We start from the raw sequence: 18,295 nt of genomic DNA, 5'->3' as shown, positions 1-18,295 counted from the left end.
GTATAGACCGGAAACATGGAAGATAGAGAGGACTGGTGTAATGGCTAGAGACGGCTTTTTTACTGGATTAGATATAGGAACTAGCTCAATTAAAGTGTTGGTGGCAGAGCACATCAACAATGAAATGAATGTGATTGGAGTCAGCAACGCGAAAAGTGCTGGCGTTAAAGATGGAATTATTGTTGATATTGAGGCTGCTGCTGCTGCCATTAAGACAGCTATTTCTCAAGCAGAAGAAAAAGCAGGCATTTCAATTGGTTTAGTTAATGTCGGACTTCCGGCTAATCTCTTACAGATTGAGCCTACTCAGGGTATGATTCCTGTGACTAGTGATTCTAAGGAAATCACAGATACAGATGTAGAGAATGTTGTTAGATCTGCTCTGACGAAGAGTATGACTCCTGACCGCGAAGTGATTACTTTCATCCCAGAAGAGTTTGTAGTGGATGGTTTCCAAGGTATTCGTGACCCACGCGGTATGATGGGGATTCGCTTAGAGATGCGTGGTCTCCTCTACACTGGACCACGGACTATCCTCCATAACCTTCGTAAGACAGTGGAGCGCGCGGGAGTTCAGCTTGAGAACGTTATTATCTCCCCATTGGCTATGACTAAGTCAATCTTGAACGAAGGGGAACGTGAGTTTGGGGCAACTGTCATTGATATGGGAGGCGGCCAAACTACAGTGGCTTCTGTTAGAGGTCAAGAACTTCAATATACGAATATATACCAAGAAGGCGGCGACTACGTAACCAAGGATATCTCAAAGGTTTTGAAGACTTCGCAAAAGTTAGCTGAAAGTCTCAAGTTTAACTATGGATCTGCTTATGTTCCTGAAGCTGGTACAGAGTCTTTCCAAGTAGAAGTGATTGGCGAGATTGAGCCGGTTGAAGTAACTGAAAAGTATCTGGCTGAGATTATTTCTGCTCGTATCCAACACATTTTTGAGCAAATCAAACGCGATTTGGATAGAAGGCATCTTCTTGAGTTGCCAGGTGGTATTGTGATTATTGGTGGAGCAGCAATTCTTCCAGGAGTTGTTGAACTGGCTCAGGAAGTGTTTGGCGTGAATGTCAAGCTTTATGTGCCAAATCAAATCGGAATTCGCAATCCAGCCTTTGCACATGTTATCAGCCTATCAGAGTATGCCGGAAATTTAACAGATGTGGATATGCTGGCTCAGGTTGCTGTTCATGGTGATGAGCAACTGCGCCATCGACCTGTATCCTTTGAGCGTCCTGCTCAGTCAGTACCACGCTTTGAACCTCAACCAGCTGATGAGATTCCCGAGGATCCGGTCCAAGAAGTTCCAGTTGCCAGTGCTGATGTGCCAAACCAAGAACCAAAAACCGGTATTACAGATCGGATGCGCAACCTAATTGGCAAAATGTTTGATTAAGGAGAATACAGAGAATATGACATTTTCATTTGACGCTGCTGCTGCACAAGGCGCAGTAATTAAAGTTATTGGTGTCGGTGGAGGTGGCGGTAATGCCATCAACCGAATGATTGATGAAGGTGTTGCTGGTGTTGAATTCATCGCAGCAAATACAGATGTTCAAGCTCTTAGCAGTGCCAAAGCTGAAACAGTTATTCAGCTCGGTCCTAAGCTGACTCGCGGACTCGGTGCCGGAGGTCAGCCTGAAGTTGGCCGCAAGGCTGCTGAAGAAAGCGAAGAAGTCCTGACTGAAGCTCTGCAAGGAGCAGATATGGTCTTCATCACTGCTGGTATGGGTGGTGGATCTGGGACAGGTGCTGCTCCAGTAATCGCTCGTATCGCAAAGAATGTTGGTGCTCTGACTGTTGCTGTAGTTACACGTCCTTTTGGTTTTGAAGGAAGTAAGCGTGGAACTTTTGCAGTAGAAGGAATCAACGAACTTCGCGAGCATGTAGACACACTCTTGATTATCTCAAATAACAACTTGCTTGAAATTGTAGATAAGAAGACTCCGCTCCTTGAAGCACTCAGTGAAGCAGATAATGTTCTTCGCCAAGGTGTCCAAGGGATTACTGACTTGATTACCAGCCCAGGACTGATTAACCTTGACTTTGCTGACGTGAAAACAGTTATGGCAGACAAGGGTAATGCTTTGATGGGAATTGGTGTTGGTAGCGGTGAAGAACGCGTTATCGAAGCTGCTCGCAAAGCTATTTACTCACCTCTTTTGGAAACAACCATTGATGGTGCAGAGGACGTAATTGTCAACGTTACTGGTGGCCTAGATATGACCTTGATTGAAGCTGAAGAAGCTTCAGAAATTGTCAACCAAGCAGCAGGTCATGGTGTGAACATCTGGCTCGGTACTGCTATTGACGAGTCCATGAAGGATGAAATCCGCGTGACTGTTGTGGCTACCGGTGTACGTCAGGACAAGGTTGAAAAGGTCAGCGGTATTCGTCAGACACAGCAGCCTACTGGCCCAAGCCGTCCGCAGCAAGTTGAGCCAAATCGCGAAGTTCGCTCAGGACAGTTTGAACGAAACTTTGATATGACCGAAACAGTTGATATTCCTGCTCCAAGCCGTCAAAGAACGGATACACCTAAAGGTTCAGCCTTTGGTGATTGGGATCTTCGCCGTGAAGCAATTGTTCGTCAGGCAGAACCAAGTTCCTCAACCCGCGTAGAGCGCTATGCAGAAACTAATGAAGATGATGATGAGTTGGAAACACCTCCATTCTTCAGAAATCGTTAATCTAAATCATGAATTTGCAGAATAATAAAGAGTTGGTCTTTCAGTCCGTCGCTCAGGCGGCGGAAAAAGCCCAGCGTTTGAAAGATTCAGTAAATATCATTGCAGTTACCAAATATGTTGACTGCGAAACAACTCAGGAGCTTGCCCGTACAGGTATTCAGCATATCGGAGAAAATCGGGTAGATAAATTTCTAGAAAAATACCGTGCTCTGAAAGATGAGAATCTGACCTGGCACCTGATCGGCAGTTTGCAGAGGAGAAAAGTCAAGGATGTGATTAACTATGTTGATTATTTTCATGCTTTAGATTCTGTAAAATTGGCCAAGGAGATTGACAAACGAGCCCAACATGTGATTAAATGTTTCCTGCAGGTGAATATTTCTAAAGAAGAGAGCAAGCATGGCTTTTTGGTTGAAGATCTAGGGCTTGTCCTGCCTGAGCTTGAAAAATTAGAAAACATTCAAATTGTGGGATTGATGACAATGGCTCCGTTTGAAGCTAGTCATGAGGAGCTGAATCAAATTTTTGAAAAGGCTCAGCAACTACAAAAAGAACTAAAAAAGAAACAGTTAAATAATATGCCCTTTTCTGAGTTAAGCATGGGAATGAGCCGTGATTATCCAGAAGCAATTGCCCATGGCTCAACCTATGTCAGAATTGGTACAGCATTTTTTAAATAGGAAAGAAATATGTCATTAAAAGATAGATTTGATAAATTTATAGATTATTTTACAGAAGATGGAGATGAGACTGAGCTTCAGGAGCAGATGGTTAGTAGACCAGCAGCACCTGCGCCTGTTAAGCAGAAGCCTGAGTTGGTTCAGCCTAAGCCAGTCAGAGAGAGCAAGCCAGCTCCTCGTCCGGCTGCTGCGGCCAAGCCACAGCCTAAACCTCAGCCCCAACAGAAATCTTCGACAGAGAATATTACCAGACTGCATGCACGTCAGCAGGAATTGGCTCAGCACCGTGCAAATGCGGATGAGAAGATTACGATTGATGTTCGTTATCCGAGGAGATATGAGGAAGCGACTGAAATTGTTGACCTGCTTTTGGCCAATGAAAGCATCCTGATTGACTTCCAGTATATGACTGAGGTACAGGCTCGTCGCTGTTTAGACTACCTAGACGGGGCCCGTTATGTCTTGGCTGGAAATTTGAAAAAAGTTGCAAGCACTATGTATTTGCTGACTCCGATTAATGTAGTGGTAAATGTGGAAGACATCCGCCTACCAAACGATGTTGAAATCAGCGAATTTGACTTTGATATGAAGCGCAGTAGATAAGAGATATGTTATATTTTGTAATTCGTGCCATCTCTAATCTTTTCGATCTTTATAGCATTGCCTTGATTGTCTATGCACTTCTATCTTGGTTTCCAGGAGCCTATCAAACCAAATTCGGAGAGTTTCTAACACTCATTGTAGAACCGTATTTAAAACTTTTCCGCCGTCTTCCCTTGCAGTTTGCAGGGCTGGATTTTACCGTTTGGGTTGCAATTCTGGCTTTAAACCTTTTAAATCGTGTGGTCTTTTATTTAATAGGCGTCTTACTAATGTTATTATGATGAAAGATTTATATCAACACTTTTCGCATGAGGATCGAGAGTTTATTGATAGGAGTCTGGAGCTGCTTCAGCGGGTTCAAGATACCTATGCGTTTGAAACAACGCCTTTTCTGAATCCCCATCAGGTCTCAATCCTGAAGAATATTGGCAAGCAATATGATGTGCAAGTCTTTGCTAGTTCGGATTATTTTCCAAGTGAACTGGCAAGAGTTCTTGTGGCGCCTTCTTATTACCAACTGAATATGGATGATTTTGAATTGAGCTTGCTGGAAATTTCCTATGCAAGCAAATTTTATAAAATCAGTCATTCGCAGATTATGGGAACCTTGCTCAATCATTTAGGGATTGAAAGACGGACCTTTGGCGATATTCTTGTAGTTGGAGACCGTGCTCAGCTCTTTGTAGATAAAAGACTGGCCCAGTATTTTATAGATCATGTCACCAAAGTTGCAAAGATGCCTGTCAAATTAAAGGAAGTATCCTTTGCAGAGCAGTTGAAAGAGCAGAAGCAGTCTGTCACCAGAGAAATTTTAGCATCTAGCCTTCGCTTGGACAAGTTGGTAGCTAGTACCTTTAAGTTATCAAGGAGTCAGGCTGCACAGCTAATTTCTGGCAAGCATGTGAAAATGAACTACGCTGTTAATGACAATCCCAGCCAGCAAGTTGGGCTTGAAGACTTGATTAGCGTTAGACGATTTGGAAGATTTAAGGTTTTAAGAGAAAATGGCCTTTCCAAGAATGGAAAACATAAGTTAACCGTTGAATTATTAGCTAGTAAATGAGGAGGAACTATGACACTTACAGCATTAGAAATTAAAGATAAATCCTTTGGAACCAAGTTTAGAGGCTATGATGTTGAAGAGGTAGATGAATTCCTTGACATCGTTGTCCGCGATTATGAGGACTTGGTTCGCGAAAACCACGAAAAAGAAGCAAAAATTCGCAATCTGGAAGAACGTCTGACATATTTTGATGAGATGAAAGACTCTCTCAGCCAGTCTGTTTTGATTGCTCAGGATACGGCTGAGCGTGTTAAGGTTGCTGCCAACGAACGTTCTACGAATATTGTCCGTCAGGCAGAGCAGGATGCGCAGCACTTGTTGGATGGAGCTAAGTACAAGGCTGATGAGATTTTACGTCAGGCAGCTGATAATGCTAAGAAAGTAGCCATTGAAACAGAAGAACTGAAAAACAAAACACGTGTCTTCCATCAACGTTTGAAATCAACCATTGAGAGCCAGCTCAGCATTGTGGATTCTTCTGAGTGGGAAGAAATCCTGCGTCCGACAGCTACTTATCTGCAGACCAGCGATGAAGCTTTCAAGGAAGTTGTATCTGAGGTTCTTGGCGAAGAAGCAGTTGTTCGTGAGGAAGAAGTGGATGTGACTCGTCAATTTTCTCCAGAAGAAATGGCTGAGTTGCAAGAGCGCATTGAAGCTGCTAACCGTGAATTAGCTGCGACCCAAGCTTTTTCTCCGCTTAGCGATGAAGATATAGAAGCTCATGCAGCTGAGGAAAACTCAGAAGCTGACCATCACGATGATGATACAAATGGGGAACAAAAAGTTCCAGTAAATATTTTATAATTTTTAAAGAAACTAAGATTGTAAAAACACAGACCAAGCAAAATACTTTCAGCGAGCAGATGATGGTGAGAGATCTGCAGTCCATCTTGCTTGGGCTATCATTTTACAGAACTTTCGTCTGAAATCAGTAGGATGAGACGGCAGTCCACGTTACGGACAAAGAGGGGCAAGAGGAGCATTATGCTATTGTCTTGCCTAAACAAAGGTGGTACCGCGAATTTTCGTCCTTTTTGGAGAAGTTTGCGGTTTTTAATTTGTAATTTTTAAAAATAAAGAGGAATAGAATGAAACTGAAAGAAACACTTAACCTTGGAAAAACTGCTTTTCCTATGCGGGCCGGTCTTCCAAATAAGGAGCCAATCTGGCAGAAGGAATGGGATGAAGCTAAGCTTTATCAGCGTCGTCAGGAACTGAACGAAGGCAAGCCGCACTTTATCTTGCATGATGGGCCTCCCTATGCTAACGGTAATATTCACGTCGGCCATGCCATGAATAAAATTTCCAAAGATATCATTGTTCGCTCAAAGTCTATGGCTGGCTACTATGCACCTTACATTCCAGGATGGGATACGCATGGTCTTCCGATTGAGCAGGTGTTGGCAAAGCAAGGCATTAAGCGCAAAGAGCTAGACTTGGTAGACTACCTCAATATGTGTAGGGACTATGCGCTTAGCCAAGTCGAAAAGCAAAAAGAAGATTTCAAGCGTTTGGGAGTTTCTGGTGATTGGGAAAATCCTTATGTAACCTTGACATCTGACTATGAAGCCGCTCAGATCCGTGTCTTTGGTGAAATGGCTAAGAAAGGCTATATCTACCGTGGTGCTAAGCCCGTTTACTGGTCTTGGTCTTCTGAGTCAGCTTTGGCTGAAGCGGAAATTGAATACCATGATTTGGTTTCCACCTCTCTTTACTATGCTAACCGCGTCAAAGATGGTAAAGGAGTATTGGACACAGATACTTACATCGTCGTATGGACAACAACTCCATTTACCATTACAGCTTCCCGTGGTTTGACAGTTGGAGCAGATATTGACTATGTTTTGGTCCAGCCTGCGGGTGAAAGTCGCAAGTTTATTGTAGCGTCTGAATTGTTGAATAGCCTATCTGAGAAATTTAGCTGGGCCGATGTTCAAGTTTTGGATACTTACCGTGGTCAAGAATTAAACCACATCGTGACAGTTCACCCATGGGATACTGCTGTAGATGAACTTGTTATCCTGGGTGACCACGTTACAACTGACTCTGGTACCGGTATCGTTCATACAGCGCCTGGTTTTGGTGAGGACGACTACCATGTCGGTGTAGCCAATGGACTGGAAGTTGCTGTGACAGTCAATGAGCGCGGTATCATGATGGAAAATGCTGGTCCTGACTTTGAAGGCCAGTTCTATGATAAGGTTGTGCCAACGGTTATTGAAAAGCTTGGTGATTTGCTCCTTGCTCAGGAAGAAATTTCTCACTCTTATCCATTTGACTGGCGTACTAAGAAGCCAATCATCTGGCGGGCAGTACCACAGTGGTTTGCATCTGTTTCTAAATTCCGTCAAGAAATTTTAGATGAAATTGACAAGGTTAAATTCCATTCTGAATGGGGGAAAGTACGTCTCTACAATATGATTCGTGACCGCGGTGACTGGGTTATCTCTCGTCAGCGGGCTTGGGGAGTTCCGCTTCCAATCTTCTATGCCGAAGACGGAACACCAATCATGACAGCAGAAACCATCGAACACGTGGCTCAGCTTTTTGAGGAGCACGGCTCTATCGTCTGGTGGAAGCGTGAAGCAAAAGACCTCTTACCAGAAGGATTTACTCATCCAGGTTCTCCAAACGGCGGATTTACCAAGGAAACGGACATCATGGACGTTTGGTTTGACTCAGGTTCATCATGGAATGGGGTAGTGGTCAACCGTCCCGAATTGACTTACCCGGCTGATCTTTATCTAGAAGGTTCAGACCAATACCGTGGTTGGTTCAACTCATCCCTCATCACATCAGTTGCCAACCATGGTGTGGCTCCTTACAAACAAATCTTGTCACAAGGTTTTGCCTTAGATGGCAAGGGTGAAAAGATGTCTAAATCCCTTGGAAATACGATTGCTCCAAGTGACGTGGAAAAACAATTTGGTGCGGAAATCTTGCGTCTCTGGGTAACCAGTGTAGACTCTAGCAACGACGTTCGTATCTCTATGGATATCTTGAGCCAAGTTTCTGAAACCTACCGTAAGATTCGGAATACCTTGCGTTTCTTGATTGCCAATACCTCTGACTTTAATCCAGTTGAGGATGCTGTAGCTTACGAAGAACTTCGTTCTATTGATAAATACATGACTATCCGCTTCAATCAATTAGTAGAGACTATTCGCAAGGCTTACGCAGACTTTGAGTTTCTAACTATTTATAAAGCCATTGTCAACTTTGTGACCGTTGACTTGTCCGCTTTCTATCTGGACTTTGCCAAAGATGTCGTCTATATCGAAGCAGCTAAATCATTGGAACGTCGTCAAATGCAGACTGTTTTCTATGACATTTTAGTCAAGATTACCAAGCTGTTGACACCGATTCTGCCACACACAGCAGAAGAAATCTGGTCTTATTTGGAGCATGAAAGTGAAGAATTTGTTCAGTTATCTGAATTGCCTGAAGCTCAGACTTTCCCAAGTCAAGAAGAAATTTTGGACACTTGGTCTGCCTTTATGGACTTCCGCAGTCAAGCTCAGAAAGCCTTAGAAGAAGCCCGCAATGAGAAGGTTATCGGAAAATCGCTGGAAGCGCACCTGACTGTCTATCCAAATGAAGTCATCAAAACATTGCTTGAGGCAGTCAACAGTGATGTGGCTCAGCTTCTTATCGTTTCTCAGTTGACTATTGCTGATGATCCTGCTCCAGAAGGCGCTCTAGTCTTTGAAGATGTAGCTTTTGTCGTAGAGCATGCGCAGGGGCAAGTCTGTGATCGCTGCCGCCGCATTGATACAACAGTTAAAGAGCGCAGTTATCAAGCTCTTGTCTGTGACCACTGTGCAGAAATTTTAGAAGAAAACTTTTCGGAAGCAGTTGCAGAAGGCTTTGAGAGCAAGTAAGTTTCCAAAATAAAAAATGGCTTTGCCCTTTAGTGGTAAGCCATTTTTTAGATAGATTTGAGGATGTTTTGGTTTGGAGCTAGCTTAGAAAAACAGTTGCATTTACAACTGTTTTTTGTTATACTAGTTATACCTTAGTAGTGTCTATTTTAGCTAGAATGTTTTGGAGCTGAAAGAGCTCAGAGGAAGTCAGTTGCTGGAGGGCTTGACTGGCATAGGTATTTTCAAAGCCAATTAGCTGGTCGTAGAGTTTGAGAGCCTGACTGCTAGGATAGAGCTCTTTGAACTTCTTATTTTGAGCTTTGGTCTTTTTGATAATCAAGCCCCTATCTTCCAACTTTCGTAAAGAGCGGCTGAGCGTAGTCTTGTCAATCTGCACCATCTCTGCCAGTTGTGATTGGCTGAGACCTTCATTTTCGACGATGCGAATGAGCAGTAGAAACAAATTATTGTCTAGGCCATAGTTACTGGCTTTCTGATTCATTTTCATCATGGCCTGTCTGGAAATAAATCCCATTTGCCGGAAAAGTTGACGGTAATCCATAGGAACTCCTTGATAGTTGCATTTGCATTTATTATACATTAAAAAGATAGAGGAAACAAGTATGTGGTCTAGGAAAAAATTAACTGAGTTGAACCCGATAGAATTTTATCAAATTTTAAAATTGCGCATTGACACCTTTGTGGTGGAGCAGGAGCGCATTTATCATGAACTGGATGAGAAGGACCTAGAAGCAGTGCACGTTTACCATGCTAATGAAAAAGGGGAAATTGATGCTTATGCTCGGGTCTTTGAAGAGGGAGAGCATTTAGTCTTTGGTCGAGTAGTCACAGCTCGGTCTGTACAAGGACAGGGCTTAGGAGGACAGCTTATCAGAGAAATCTTGCAATTATGTGCTGAAAAATGGCCAGGAAAGGAAATTGAAATAGAGGCTCAGAAGCAGGTGGCTGCTCTCTATGAAAAGTATGGCTTCAAGTCAGTTGGTCAACCTTTTATTTTTGAATCGACACCTCACATTACCATGATCTATAAACAATAAAAAACTAAGGCCAGGCCTTAGTTTTTACTGTTTAACAGGAATGGAAATTTCGATTAGATTATTAGCGTAAATCGTTCGGATAGCAGCTTTATCAATAGCATTTGCATCAATTTTTCTCTTCAAGAAAAATTCTCTAATTTTTTCGATTTCCTGTTCGCGTACAGCACGGTGCATGTTTGAAATCAAAATTTCATAGTGAAGAGGAGCTTGTGTAAAAACAACATCGCTGTTCCCAGCAGAATAAACTTCGACTAATATCGCATCGGTGCTTTCCAATTGGCTTTTGACAAGGTCAGCATGACTGTTTGTTGTATTAATAAGCTTCATACGATTTCCTCCTGCTTTATACCTGCTATTATTATAACATATTTGCTATAAATTGTGAATGATTTCTTTAAGCTTTAAGCGCATTTTTCCAAGCTTGGATACCCCATTTATGGCTGCCGCGTTTGAGTGTTTCGATAGCTTCATCGACTGGGAACCAGGCAAGCTGATTGAAATCTTCCAACGGTTTTTGGACTTCTTGGAAAGAGGTGACCTCATACAGGTAGGCTGGATTGTAAAAATAGGTGTCGCGATGGCGAGAGTAAAAATATTCATCAGCTTGTCCAAGATAGCGGCCAAGCTGGGCTGTGAATCCAAGTTCTTCCATCAGCTCGCGTTCAAGAGCAGTCTGATGGTTTTCCCCCTCTTCAATCTCTCCACCGGGCAGAAACCAAGCCCCATTAGGCGCCTGGACCAAAATAATCTTTTCTTTCTTTTCATCTGGGATGACGGCATAGACTCCGTAGCGGCTCACATATTCTACATTTGCTTCCTTTTCACCAAAGGTTGGATTTGTCATTCTAATATCCTCAATCTCTAGTCAGTTTACTATCTATCATAATGGACTAAGGACCAGCTGTCAAGAATTTACTCGGTTTATTGGACAGAAAAAGAATGATAGTCCTTGAAAGAAATCCCCTTCAAATAATAAATTCCTTCCTCCGACCGTTTAAAAAAATCTTCTTTATGGGAATAGTAAAACATTTATAGGAGAAATTGTTATAATAGTAGCGAGGTGGTTTTATGACAGAAAGCAGACTTTTTAAAATCTTATATCTTCTTTTAGAGCAGGGCCACAAAACAGCTCCCGAATTAGCCTCACTATTTGAAGTATCTATTCGGACTATCTATCGAGATGTGGATAAGCTAAGTTTGGCAGGAATCCCCATCTATTGCAGCCCTGGCAAGGGCGGGGGCATTTTTCTGATGAAGGATTTTGTATTAGACAAGGCCTTGTTTTCAGAGTCGGAGAGGGATGAGCTATTAGCTGCTCTTCAAGGCTTCCAGATTTTAACAGATGGCGAGCAGGTAGAGACCTTGGCTAAGCTGCAGTCCTTGTTTCAAGTTCAGGCAACATCCTGGCTAGAGGTGGATTTCACTGATTGGCGCAAGAAAGCAGATCAGAAAGAACTGTTTGATACCATTAATCAGGCGATCTTGCAAAGAAGAGTCTTGTCATTTTCTTATTTGAATGGGCGAGGAGAAAGAGAGCAGCGCAAGATAGAGGCGCTGAAGTTAGTATTTAAAAGTCAAGATTGGTATGTTGCTGGCTTTTGTCGTTTAAGACAAGCTCCGCGTTTTTTTAAACTCAGCAGAATGAGAGACTGTCAAATGTTAGAGGAAAGATTTAAGCAGAGAGTCTTGGATGAGACATTTAGTCCTGAGGAGCGGCTAGGAGGCACTGTAAAAGTCCTCTTGAAATTTGACCGGAAGCATGCCTTTAGAGTGTACGAGGAGTTTTCAGAAGTAGAGATAGAGGAGACTGATGGGAGACTTTATGTCCAAACCCATTTGCCGAGTCACGATAGTCTTTATACCTACTTGCTATCCTTTTTGGATGGAGTTGAAATCTTGGAGCCGCCTCGGTTACGGGAAGAATTCAAAGAAAAGTTAAAAGCTATTACCGATATTTATAAAAGCTGACAGAGGTTGTCAGCTTTTCTTTGCTATACTGTTTCTAGTAAAGAAAGGAGGGCTCTCTCATGAAATATGAATGGAGAAAAGCTAATCGAGAAATATATCAAATCAAGTCTGAACCCTGTCTCATAGATGTTCCTGCCCAGTCTTTTATCATGATTGACGGCAAGGGCAATCCTAATGCTGCTGACTTTTCGGAACGAGTTGGTGCTCTGTACAGCTTAGCCTATGCTATCAAGATGAACTACAAAAAGACAGCGGCCGAGCAAGAATTTACTGATTTTACAGTCTATCCCTTGGAAGGACTTTGGCAGCAAGAGCGAGCAGGAGAACTGATTAAAGAAGAATTGATCTATACTATTATGATTGGGCAGCCAGACTTTATCACTGGAGAGATGGTGAAAAAGGCTCTGGAACAAGTCCGTGTCAAAAAGCCTAATCCTCTCTATGACGAGATTCGTTTTAAGGAAATGACGGAAGGAGCGTGTGTCTCCATGCTGCACCTAGGACCTTTTGATGAAGAACCTCAATCCTTTGCTAAAATGGATACCTTTTGCCAGAATCACCAGCTGACACGGATTTCAGACACTCATAGAGAAATCTATCTCAATAATCTGAATCGGACAGATCCTAGCAAGCTGAAAACAATTCTGCGCTACAAGGTTCAGAAAGATCAATAAAGAAATAGAGCAGAAAACTAACTGTTTTCTGCTCTATTTTATCGACATTTATTTTTCTTCTTGTGATGAATTAACGGACTCTGTGCTTTCAGTTTTCTTGGCTGACTTGATGAGAATCTTGCCATTGCTGGTCATGATAGCTTTGAGCTCTTTTTCGCTTGGATTTTCCAGATAAAAGTCAGTAATAGCATCTTCGATATGGTCCTGAATGGTACGGCGTAGTGGGCGAGCCCCCATTTTTGGATCGTAGCCCAGGTCAACCAATTTTTCTTTGACCTTCTCTGTAACATCCAGATGAATGTCGTTGGTTGCCAAACGTTGATTAACATCGTCCAGCATAAGGTTGACGATTTGCAGCAGATCGTCCTTGCTGAGCGCCTGGAATTCGATAATGCCGTCAAAGCGGTTCATAAACTCAGGACTGAAGAAGTTCCCCAATTCACCCAAAACGGAGTTAGTGCGGCCTTCACGCGCTGCTCCAAAGCCAACGCTGGCTTCAGCTTTGCCAGTTCCGGCATTGGATGTCATGATGATAATGGTGTCCTTGAAGCTGACAGTCCGGCCTTGGCCATCGGTCAGGCGGCCATCATCTAGAACCTGCAGGAACATGTGCATAACATCGGGATGGGCCTTTTCCACCTCATCCAGCAGAATGAGTGAGTAAGGATTGCGGCGAACGCGCTCAGTCAATTGACCAGCTTCATCATAGCCGACATAGCCCGGAGGCGCACCGACCAGCTTGGCCACGCTGTGTTTTTCCATATATTCACTCATATCAAAGCGAATCATGCTGTCAGCCGAGCCAAAGAGCTCAATGGCTAATTGCTTAGACAGCTCTGTCTTACCGACACCAGTTGGTCCGACAAAGAGGAAGCTGCCGATTGGGCGATTAGGACTTCCTAGTCCGACTCGGTTGCGGCGGATGGCCTTGGCAATCTTATCTACAGCATCGTCTTGACCGATGACATGAGCCTTTAAGTCACTAGAGAGATTAACTAGTTGAGACTGTTCTTTTTCTTTGAGGTCGCCGACTGGAATATTGGTCTTTTGCTCTACGATGTGCTCAATCGTTTTCTCGCTGATAATCGGAGTATCCTTGTCTAGCACACTTGTCTGCTGGAGTTCCTTGTACTTGGCAATCTGGTCCCGGAAGTAAGCCGCCTTCTCGAAGTCTTCGTCGCGGGTTGCTTGAGCCTTGAGGTTTTCTGCTTCGATCAGACGTTGGTCAATGACCTTGGGATCAACGAAGTTGAGGGTTAGATTCATCTTGGAACCAGCCTCATCCAAGAGGTCAATAGCCTTGTCTGGCAGGAAGCGGTCTTGGATGTAGCGGTTGGAGAGAAGCGCAGCAGCTTCAATGGCCGCATCTGTGTACTTGACGTGATGGTAGTCTTCGTATTTTTTCTGAATTCCTTTGAGGATGGTAATCGTTTCCTCTACCGTTGGTTCGTCCACCTTAACTGGCTGCATACGACGCTCAAGTGCAGCATCCTTCTCGATGATACGATATTCGTTGAGGGTGGTTGCTCCGACCATCTGGAGTTCTCCGCGAGCCAGAGCTGGTTTGAGGATGTTCCCAGCGTCCATATTGCCATCGCCAGCAGAGCCTGCTCCAACAATTTCATGGATTTCATCAATGAAGAGAATGACATCTTGACGAGAACGAATCTCATCAATGAGCTTCTGCATTCTCTCCTCAAATTGGCCACGGATACCAGTTCCCTGTACTAAGCTGACAACGTCTAGGCGGATAACTTCTTTGCCTTGGAGTTTATGAGGCACATCACCATCGACAATTTTCTGGGCCAGACCTTCCACCACGGCTGTTTTTCCGACTCCTGGCTCTCCTATGAGAACAGGATTGTTTTTGGTGCGGCGGTTGAGGATTTCAATGACACGGACGATTTCTTCATCACGACCAATAACAGGATCAATCTCGCCTCGGCGAGCCAACTCGGTCACATTGATACCAAACTCTTCCAGCATGCCTTTTGGCTTTTGCGGACTTGGCTGAGGCTGACCACCTTTGCTAGGATTGGAACCGTATCCGCCACCGCCTCCATAGGCCCCGCCAGATTGGGTAGGAGGAGTAGTTGGTTCCTGAGGCTGTTGAAAATTGCTGAGGCTGTTGAAGAAGTCATCAATAGGATCTGTTCCGTGATTGTTGGCATTAGCAATTCCGCCGAACAAGGAATGTTCAGGGTCTGTTTTCATGATTTGGTAGCAGTTTTGGCACAAATCCACCTGCTGTTTATGGCCATTTACATTGGTATAAAGGTGAATCGTAGATTCATTGATTTTACAATTTTGACAAAGCATGCAGATACCTCTTTTCTTTTAGTGTGCAAGCTATTTATAGAAATAATTAAAGGTCAAAAATAGTCAAAGTTTTATAGTTTCATTATATCAGTATTCTCGAACTTTGCAAGAATTTACTACAAAAACCTCCCTTAGACCGAGCAGAATGAAAACAAATTCTTGAAAAATTACAAAAAATGGGCTTTTAGTGGTATTTCAGTCGCTATTTATGGTAAAATAAGAGGGAACTAAGTAAATAGGAGAAACAAAATGGAATCACATTTAGTTAGAATTATTAACCGCTTAGAAGCTATGGCTAAGGATGGCGGAAATTTAAAACGTAATTTTGAGCGTGAAGGAGTGGTTGTAGCAGAAGTAGCTTACAGTTACGACGAAGAAAACGGCTCTGTCTTCACCTTGCGTGACGTTGCAGCGCGTGAGACCTATACTTTCGACAGCATCGATTTGATTGCAATGGAAATTTATGAATTACTCTACTAAAAAGCACTTTGCTGCTTTTTATTTTTACCCTTTTTATCTTATTTTGAAAAAAATTTAGTAGGTCTGAAAATTTTACCGCTAGGTGCCAATGAAACCTCGCTTTATAACCTTGTATAAGAAAAAGTTATAGGCTGGGCACAGATTTTTTTGGTATAATGAAAAAGATAATGAAAAAGAAATGAGAATGACATGGCGCAGATTATTGATGGTAGAGGTTTGGCAGAGAAGCTTCAGAAAAAATTAGCCGAAAAAACGGCTCGCCTCAAAGAAAAGACAGGTCAGGTACCGGGCTTGGTAGTGATTGTGGTGGGAAATAATCCAGCCAGTCAAATCTACGTGCGTAATAAAGAGCGCTCAGCCTTGGCTGCTGGCTTTCGTAGTAAGGTAGAACGTCTGCCAGAAGAAACCAGCCAAGAAGAGCTCTTGAGCTTGATTGAAACTTATAATCAAAATCCTGACTGGCATGGAATTTTGGTCCAGCTGCCCTTGCCCGAACATATTGATGATGAAGCTGTGCTGCTGGCCATTGATCCAGACAAGGATGTTGATGGCTTTCATCCGCTTAATATGGGCAAGCTATGGAGCGGTCATCCTGTTATGATTCCGGCTACTCCTGCAGGCATTATGGCCATGTTCCATGAATATGGTGTTGAACTAGAAGGCAAGCGAGCGGTCGTCATCGGGCGGAGTAATATTGTTGGTAAGCCCATGGCTCAACTGCTTTTGGCTAAGAATGCGACAGTGACTCTGACGCATTCGCGAACCCACAATCTAGCTAAGACTGCTAAGCGGGCAGATATTTTGGTGGTGGCCATCGGTCGTGGACATTTTGTAACCAAGGACTTTGTCAAGGAAGGAGCTGTTGTCATTGATGTCGGTATGAACCGAGATGAAAATGGCAAGCTGATTGGCGACGTTAAATTTGATGAAGTGGCTGAAATTGCTAGTCTGATTACCCCTGTACCTGGAGGTGTTGGTCCTATGACCATTACCATGCTGATGGAGCAGACCTACCAAGCCTTTAAACGGAGTCTTGAATCATGAAATTTGTTTTTGATTTGGATGGGACCTTGTCCTTTGATTATATGACGATTGATGAGGAGATTAAGCAGGTTCTGCTAACGGCTCCTCAGTTTGGGCATGAAGTTTTGTTTGCTTCGGCGCGCTCCTATCGGGATTGTCTGGGACTATTAGGTCCGGAATTGAGCCAGCAGATAGTGATTGGCCTGAATGGCGGAGTAGCTTATCAGAAGGGACAGCTGATGTTTGAGCGTCAGCTGCATCAGTCAAGTTACCAAGCCATTCTAGATACTTGTTTGACATATAATTTGCCTTTTTTCGTTGATAATACTTTTGATTACAGCGGCCAGATTTTAGAAAAAATTCCTTTTATTGCCAGTGTAGATCCTCTCAAGCGGGCAAGACAGCTGGAACTAACTGAACTCCAGCATCCTATTAAGCTTGTTATTTACATGGGGAATCATGAGCAACTCTTAGAGGATTTACAGGCTCGTTTTGCAAACTTGCCTAATCTAAGTCTAGACTATCATGAACATGAGAAATGTTTTTATATCAATCCGGCTGAAACCAATAAAGCTTCAACTGTAAAGGAACTCTGCGGTTCGGACTATGTGGCTTTTGGTAATGATCAAAATGATATCCAGCTCTTCAAGAATTCTCTCTACGCTGTGCAAGTTGGGGATTTCTCAGGATTGAGCGATTATGCGGATGAGCAGGTCGCTTTTCAGGAAAATTTACCCAAGGCAGTCGCAGCAAGAATCTTACAAAAATTTGCAGATTTCCGAAGAAAATAGCTTTCTTGCGATACGAGGCACCTGTTTAGGTGCCTTTTAGTGTATAATGAAGATAGGTTTAGTCATGTTGAGACAAGTGCAGGATGAAGTTGGTCTAGGAGAATATCATGGTAAAAAATGCTGAAAATATTTTAAAAAGAGTCATCAGGGAACGTCCCTTGGATAGTCACAAGGGCGATTACGGTCGTCTCTTACTGATTGGGGGGACCTATCCTTATGGGGGCGCCATCATTATGGCTGCTTTGGCTGCGGTCAATAGCGGAGCGGGCCTGGTGACTGTTGCTACAGATAGAGAAAATATCGCCCCTCTGCACAGTCATTTGCCGGAGGCCATGGCCTTTGACTTAGAGGAACAAGACCGATTGACAGAGCAACTGACCAAATCAGATCTAGTCTTGATTGGTCCTGGCTTGGCGGAGAATCAACTAGGTCTAGATATCCTACGAATGGTAGTCCAGACTGTGGCAGAACAGCAGATACTTATCATGGATGGCGGAGCCATTTCACTCTTTAGTAAAGCAGCTTTGCCATTTCCAAAAGCCCGAACAGTTTTTACCCCTCACCAGAAGGAGTGGGAAGGCTTATCGGGTTTAAGCTTGTCAGATCAGACAGCGGCAGCCAATCAGGCAGCGGCAGCCAATCAGGCAGCGGTCAATCAGCTGCCTCTGGGCAGTATTGTTGTGCAGAAAAAGCATGGGACGACCATCTATCAAAGTGGTCAAGAGCAGGTCTTTGAGCTGACAGTAGGCGGACCTTATCAGGCAACTGGCGGCATGGGAGATACGTTGGCTGGTATGATTGCCGCTTTTGCGGGTCAGTTTAAGTCAAGCAGTCTCTTTGAGCGAGTGGCGGCTGCAACCCTTCTTCACTCTCTTATCGCAGATGATTTGAGTCAGGAAGCTTATGTCGTCCTGCCAACGGCAATCAGTAGAGCCATTCCAAGGTGGATGAAGGAGATGAGTCAGTAGCTTTTTCTTGGGTTTTAAGTCAGCTGGGGTTCTTTTGTGGAAGCCCAGTTTTTTTCTTGCTTTTCAGGGGATTTTTAGACTTTGTAATCGGTTTTTTATGCAGTTTTTTGTT

Annotated in this window: 19 protein-coding genes; 15 read left to right on the top strand and 4 right to left on the bottom strand. The window is 43.5% G+C overall.

The annotated features are described in order from the left end of the window. Window positions 1–40: 40 nt before the first annotated feature. The 8 genes from ftsA (at window position 41) to ileS (ending at window position 8,920) form a co-directional block, all read left to right on the top strand. On the top strand, window positions 41–1,399 hold the full coding sequence (ftsA, locus tag ELZ47_RS08490) for a cell division protein FtsA (RefSeq protein WP_126435805.1): 1,359 nt from the start codon (window positions 41–43) through the stop codon (window positions 1,397–1,399). Between the two features lie 16 nt (window positions 1,400–1,415). Then, window positions 1,416–2,693, top strand: coding sequence for a cell division protein FtsZ (ftsZ, locus tag ELZ47_RS08485; protein WP_126435804.1), 1,278 nt, complete (start codon window positions 1,416–1,418; stop codon window positions 2,691–2,693). Window positions 2,694–2,701: 8 nt separating this feature from the next. Continuing rightward, window positions 2,702–3,373, top strand: a complete 672-nt coding sequence (locus tag ELZ47_RS08480; protein WP_126435803.1) for a YggS family pyridoxal phosphate-dependent enzyme — start codon at window positions 2,702–2,704, stop codon at window positions 3,371–3,373. A gap of 9 nt (window positions 3,374–3,382) precedes the next feature. Beyond that, on the top strand, window positions 3,383–3,976 hold the full coding sequence (locus ELZ47_RS08475) for a cell division protein SepF (RefSeq protein ID WP_125330606.1): 594 nt from the start codon (window positions 3,383–3,385) through the stop codon (window positions 3,974–3,976). 5 nt (window positions 3,977–3,981) lie between these two features. After that, a complete protein-coding gene (locus ELZ47_RS08470) occupies window positions 3,982–4,257 on the top strand; it encodes a YggT family protein (protein WP_125330605.1) in 276 nt (91 codons plus the stop codon). Beyond that, entirely contained in the window at window positions 4,254–5,039 is a 786-nt protein-coding gene (locus ELZ47_RS08465) for an RNA-binding protein (RefSeq protein ID WP_125330604.1), read from the top strand. The genes ELZ47_RS08470 and ELZ47_RS08465 overlap by 4 nt, the downstream gene beginning before the upstream one ends. 9 nt (window positions 5,040–5,048) lie before the next feature. Further along, window positions 5,049–5,843, top strand: a complete 795-nt coding sequence (locus ELZ47_RS08460; protein WP_002907042.1) for a DivIVA domain-containing protein — start codon at window positions 5,049–5,051, stop codon at window positions 5,841–5,843. 284 nt (window positions 5,844–6,127) lie between these two features. Further along, a complete protein-coding gene (ileS, locus tag ELZ47_RS08455; RefSeq protein WP_125330603.1) occupies window positions 6,128–8,920 on the top strand; it encodes an isoleucine--tRNA ligase in 2,793 nt (930 codons plus the stop codon). A gap of 127 nt (window positions 8,921–9,047) precedes the next feature. On the opposite strand, the gene ELZ47_RS08450 is transcribed toward ileS, so the two are convergent. Beyond that, window positions 9,048–9,503, bottom strand: coding sequence for a MarR family winged helix-turn-helix transcriptional regulator (locus ELZ47_RS08450; protein ID WP_125330602.1), 456 nt, complete (start codon window positions 9,501–9,503; stop codon window positions 9,048–9,050). 22 nt (window positions 9,504–9,525) lie between these two features. Here ELZ47_RS08450 and ELZ47_RS08445 point away from each other — a divergent pair, with 22 nt between their 5' ends. Beyond that, complete coding sequence (locus ELZ47_RS08445; protein ID WP_125330601.1) at window positions 9,526–9,960, top strand: GNAT family N-acetyltransferase; 435 nt, start codon at window positions 9,526–9,528, stop codon at window positions 9,958–9,960. A 24-nt stretch (window positions 9,961–9,984) separates the two neighbouring features. Here the strand turns inward: ELZ47_RS08445 and ELZ47_RS08440 are convergent, their stop codons facing one another. Beyond that, window positions 9,985–10,287 carry a DUF1827 family protein gene (locus ELZ47_RS08440; protein ID WP_002919443.1) on the bottom strand — a complete coding sequence of 101 codons (303 nt, stop codon included), beginning with the start codon at window positions 10,285–10,287 and terminating at the stop codon, window positions 9,985–9,987. Window positions 10,288–10,354: 67 nt separating this feature from the next. Further along, window positions 10,355–10,804: an NUDIX hydrolase gene (locus ELZ47_RS08435; protein ID WP_125330600.1), complete on the bottom strand. Its 450-nt coding sequence runs from the start codon at window positions 10,802–10,804 to the stop codon at window positions 10,355–10,357. A gap of 224 nt (window positions 10,805–11,028) precedes the next feature. On the opposite strand from ELZ47_RS08435, the gene ELZ47_RS08425 reads away from it, so the two are divergent. Both ELZ47_RS08425 and ELZ47_RS08420 read left to right on the top strand, forming a co-directional pair. Continuing rightward, window positions 11,029–11,928 (top strand): helix-turn-helix transcriptional regulator, encoded by a 900-nt coding sequence (locus tag ELZ47_RS08425; RefSeq protein WP_125330598.1) that lies wholly within the window; start codon window positions 11,029–11,031, stop codon window positions 11,926–11,928. Between the two features lie 59 nt (window positions 11,929–11,987). Further along, a complete protein-coding gene (locus ELZ47_RS08420; RefSeq protein ID WP_125330597.1) occupies window positions 11,988–12,602 on the top strand; it encodes a GyrI-like domain-containing protein in 615 nt (204 codons plus the stop codon). 48 nt (window positions 12,603–12,650) lie between these two features. On the opposite strand, the gene ELZ47_RS08415 is transcribed toward ELZ47_RS08420, so the two are convergent. Further along, window positions 12,651–14,921, bottom strand: a complete 2,271-nt coding sequence (locus tag ELZ47_RS08415; protein ID WP_125330596.1) for an ATP-dependent Clp protease ATP-binding subunit — start codon at window positions 14,919–14,921, stop codon at window positions 12,651–12,653. 249 nt (window positions 14,922–15,170) lie between these two features. Here ELZ47_RS08415 and ELZ47_RS08410 point away from each other — a divergent pair, with 249 nt between their 5' ends. From ELZ47_RS08410 to ELZ47_RS08395, 4 genes are all read left to right on the top strand, one after another. Then, window positions 15,171–15,401 (top strand): DUF1797 family protein, encoded by a 231-nt coding sequence (locus ELZ47_RS08410; protein WP_002896146.1) that lies wholly within the window; start codon window positions 15,171–15,173, stop codon window positions 15,399–15,401. Window positions 15,402–15,590: 189 nt separating this feature from the next. Further along, window positions 15,591–16,445, top strand: a complete 855-nt coding sequence (locus ELZ47_RS08405) for a bifunctional methylenetetrahydrofolate dehydrogenase/methenyltetrahydrofolate cyclohydrolase (protein ID WP_125330595.1) — start codon at window positions 15,591–15,593, stop codon at window positions 16,443–16,445. Further along, a complete protein-coding gene (locus ELZ47_RS08400; protein ID WP_125330594.1) occupies window positions 16,442–17,215 on the top strand; it encodes an HAD hydrolase family protein in 774 nt (257 codons plus the stop codon). Before ELZ47_RS08405 ends, ELZ47_RS08400 begins: the two co-directional genes overlap by 4 nt. 107 nt (window positions 17,216–17,322) lie before the next feature. Then, a complete protein-coding gene (locus ELZ47_RS08395) occupies window positions 17,323–18,183 on the top strand; it encodes an NAD(P)H-hydrate dehydratase (RefSeq protein ID WP_125330593.1) in 861 nt (286 codons plus the stop codon). The last annotated feature ends 112 nt before the right edge of the window (window positions 18,184–18,295 follow it).

It is taken from the genome of Streptococcus sanguinis (genome assembly GCF_900635155.1).
Classification (GTDB): Bacteria; Bacillota; Bacilli; order Lactobacillales; family Streptococcaceae; genus Streptococcus; species Streptococcus sanguinis_G.
Note: the sequence above shows the minus strand (reverse complement) of the source record. Positions and strands in the feature narration are given on the sequence as shown.

Bases quoted from the DNA above. Each gene is read 5' to 3' on its own strand.
- ELZ47_RS08435 (WP_125330600.1), bottom strand. From the start codon at position 10,804: ATGACAAATCCAACCTTTGGTGAAAAGGAAGCAAATGTAGAATATGTG.
- ELZ47_RS08395 (WP_125330593.1), top strand. From the start codon at position 17,323: ATGGTAAAAAATGCTGAAAATATTTTAAAAAGAGTCATCAGGGAACGT.
- ELZ47_RS08470 (WP_125330605.1), top strand. From the start codon at position 3,982: ATGTTATATTTTGTAATTCGTGCCATCTCTAATCTTTTCGATCTTTAT.
- ELZ47_RS08465 (WP_125330604.1), top strand. From the start codon at position 4,254: ATGATGAAAGATTTATATCAACACTTTTCGCATGAGGATCGAGAGTTT.
- ELZ47_RS08440 (WP_002919443.1), bottom strand. From the start codon at position 10,287: ATGAAGCTTATTAATACAACAAACAGTCATGCTGACCTTGTCAAAAGC.
- ELZ47_RS08415 (WP_125330596.1), bottom strand. From the start codon at position 14,921: ATGCTTTGTCAAAATTGTAAAATCAATGAATCTACGATTCACCTTTAT.
- ELZ47_RS08475 (WP_125330606.1), top strand. From the start codon at position 3,383: ATGTCATTAAAAGATAGATTTGATAAATTTATAGATTATTTTACAGAA.
- ELZ47_RS08410 (WP_002896146.1), top strand. From the start codon at position 15,171: ATGGAATCACATTTAGTTAGAATTATTAACCGCTTAGAAGCTATGGCT.
- ftsA (WP_126435805.1), top strand. From the start codon at position 41: ATGGCTAGAGACGGCTTTTTTACTGGATTAGATATAGGAACTAGCTCA.
- ftsZ (WP_126435804.1), top strand. From the start codon at position 1,416: ATGACATTTTCATTTGACGCTGCTGCTGCACAAGGCGCAGTAATTAAA.
- ELZ47_RS08405 (WP_125330595.1), top strand. From the start codon at position 15,591: ATGGCGCAGATTATTGATGGTAGAGGTTTGGCAGAGAAGCTTCAGAAA.
- ELZ47_RS08445 (WP_125330601.1), top strand. From the start codon at position 9,526: ATGTGGTCTAGGAAAAAATTAACTGAGTTGAACCCGATAGAATTTTAT.
- ELZ47_RS08460 (WP_002907042.1), top strand. From the start codon at position 5,049: ATGACACTTACAGCATTAGAAATTAAAGATAAATCCTTTGGAACCAAG.
- ELZ47_RS08400 (WP_125330594.1), top strand. From the start codon at position 16,442: ATGAAATTTGTTTTTGATTTGGATGGGACCTTGTCCTTTGATTATATG.
- ileS (WP_125330603.1), top strand. From the start codon at position 6,128: ATGAAACTGAAAGAAACACTTAACCTTGGAAAAACTGCTTTTCCTATG.
- ELZ47_RS08480 (WP_126435803.1), top strand. From the start codon at position 2,702: ATGAATTTGCAGAATAATAAAGAGTTGGTCTTTCAGTCCGTCGCTCAG.
- ELZ47_RS08425 (WP_125330598.1), top strand. From the start codon at position 11,029: ATGACAGAAAGCAGACTTTTTAAAATCTTATATCTTCTTTTAGAGCAG.
- ELZ47_RS08420 (WP_125330597.1), top strand. From the start codon at position 11,988: ATGAAATATGAATGGAGAAAAGCTAATCGAGAAATATATCAAATCAAG.
- ELZ47_RS08450 (WP_125330602.1), bottom strand. From the start codon at position 9,503: ATGTATAATAAATGCAAATGCAACTATCAAGGAGTTCCTATGGATTAC.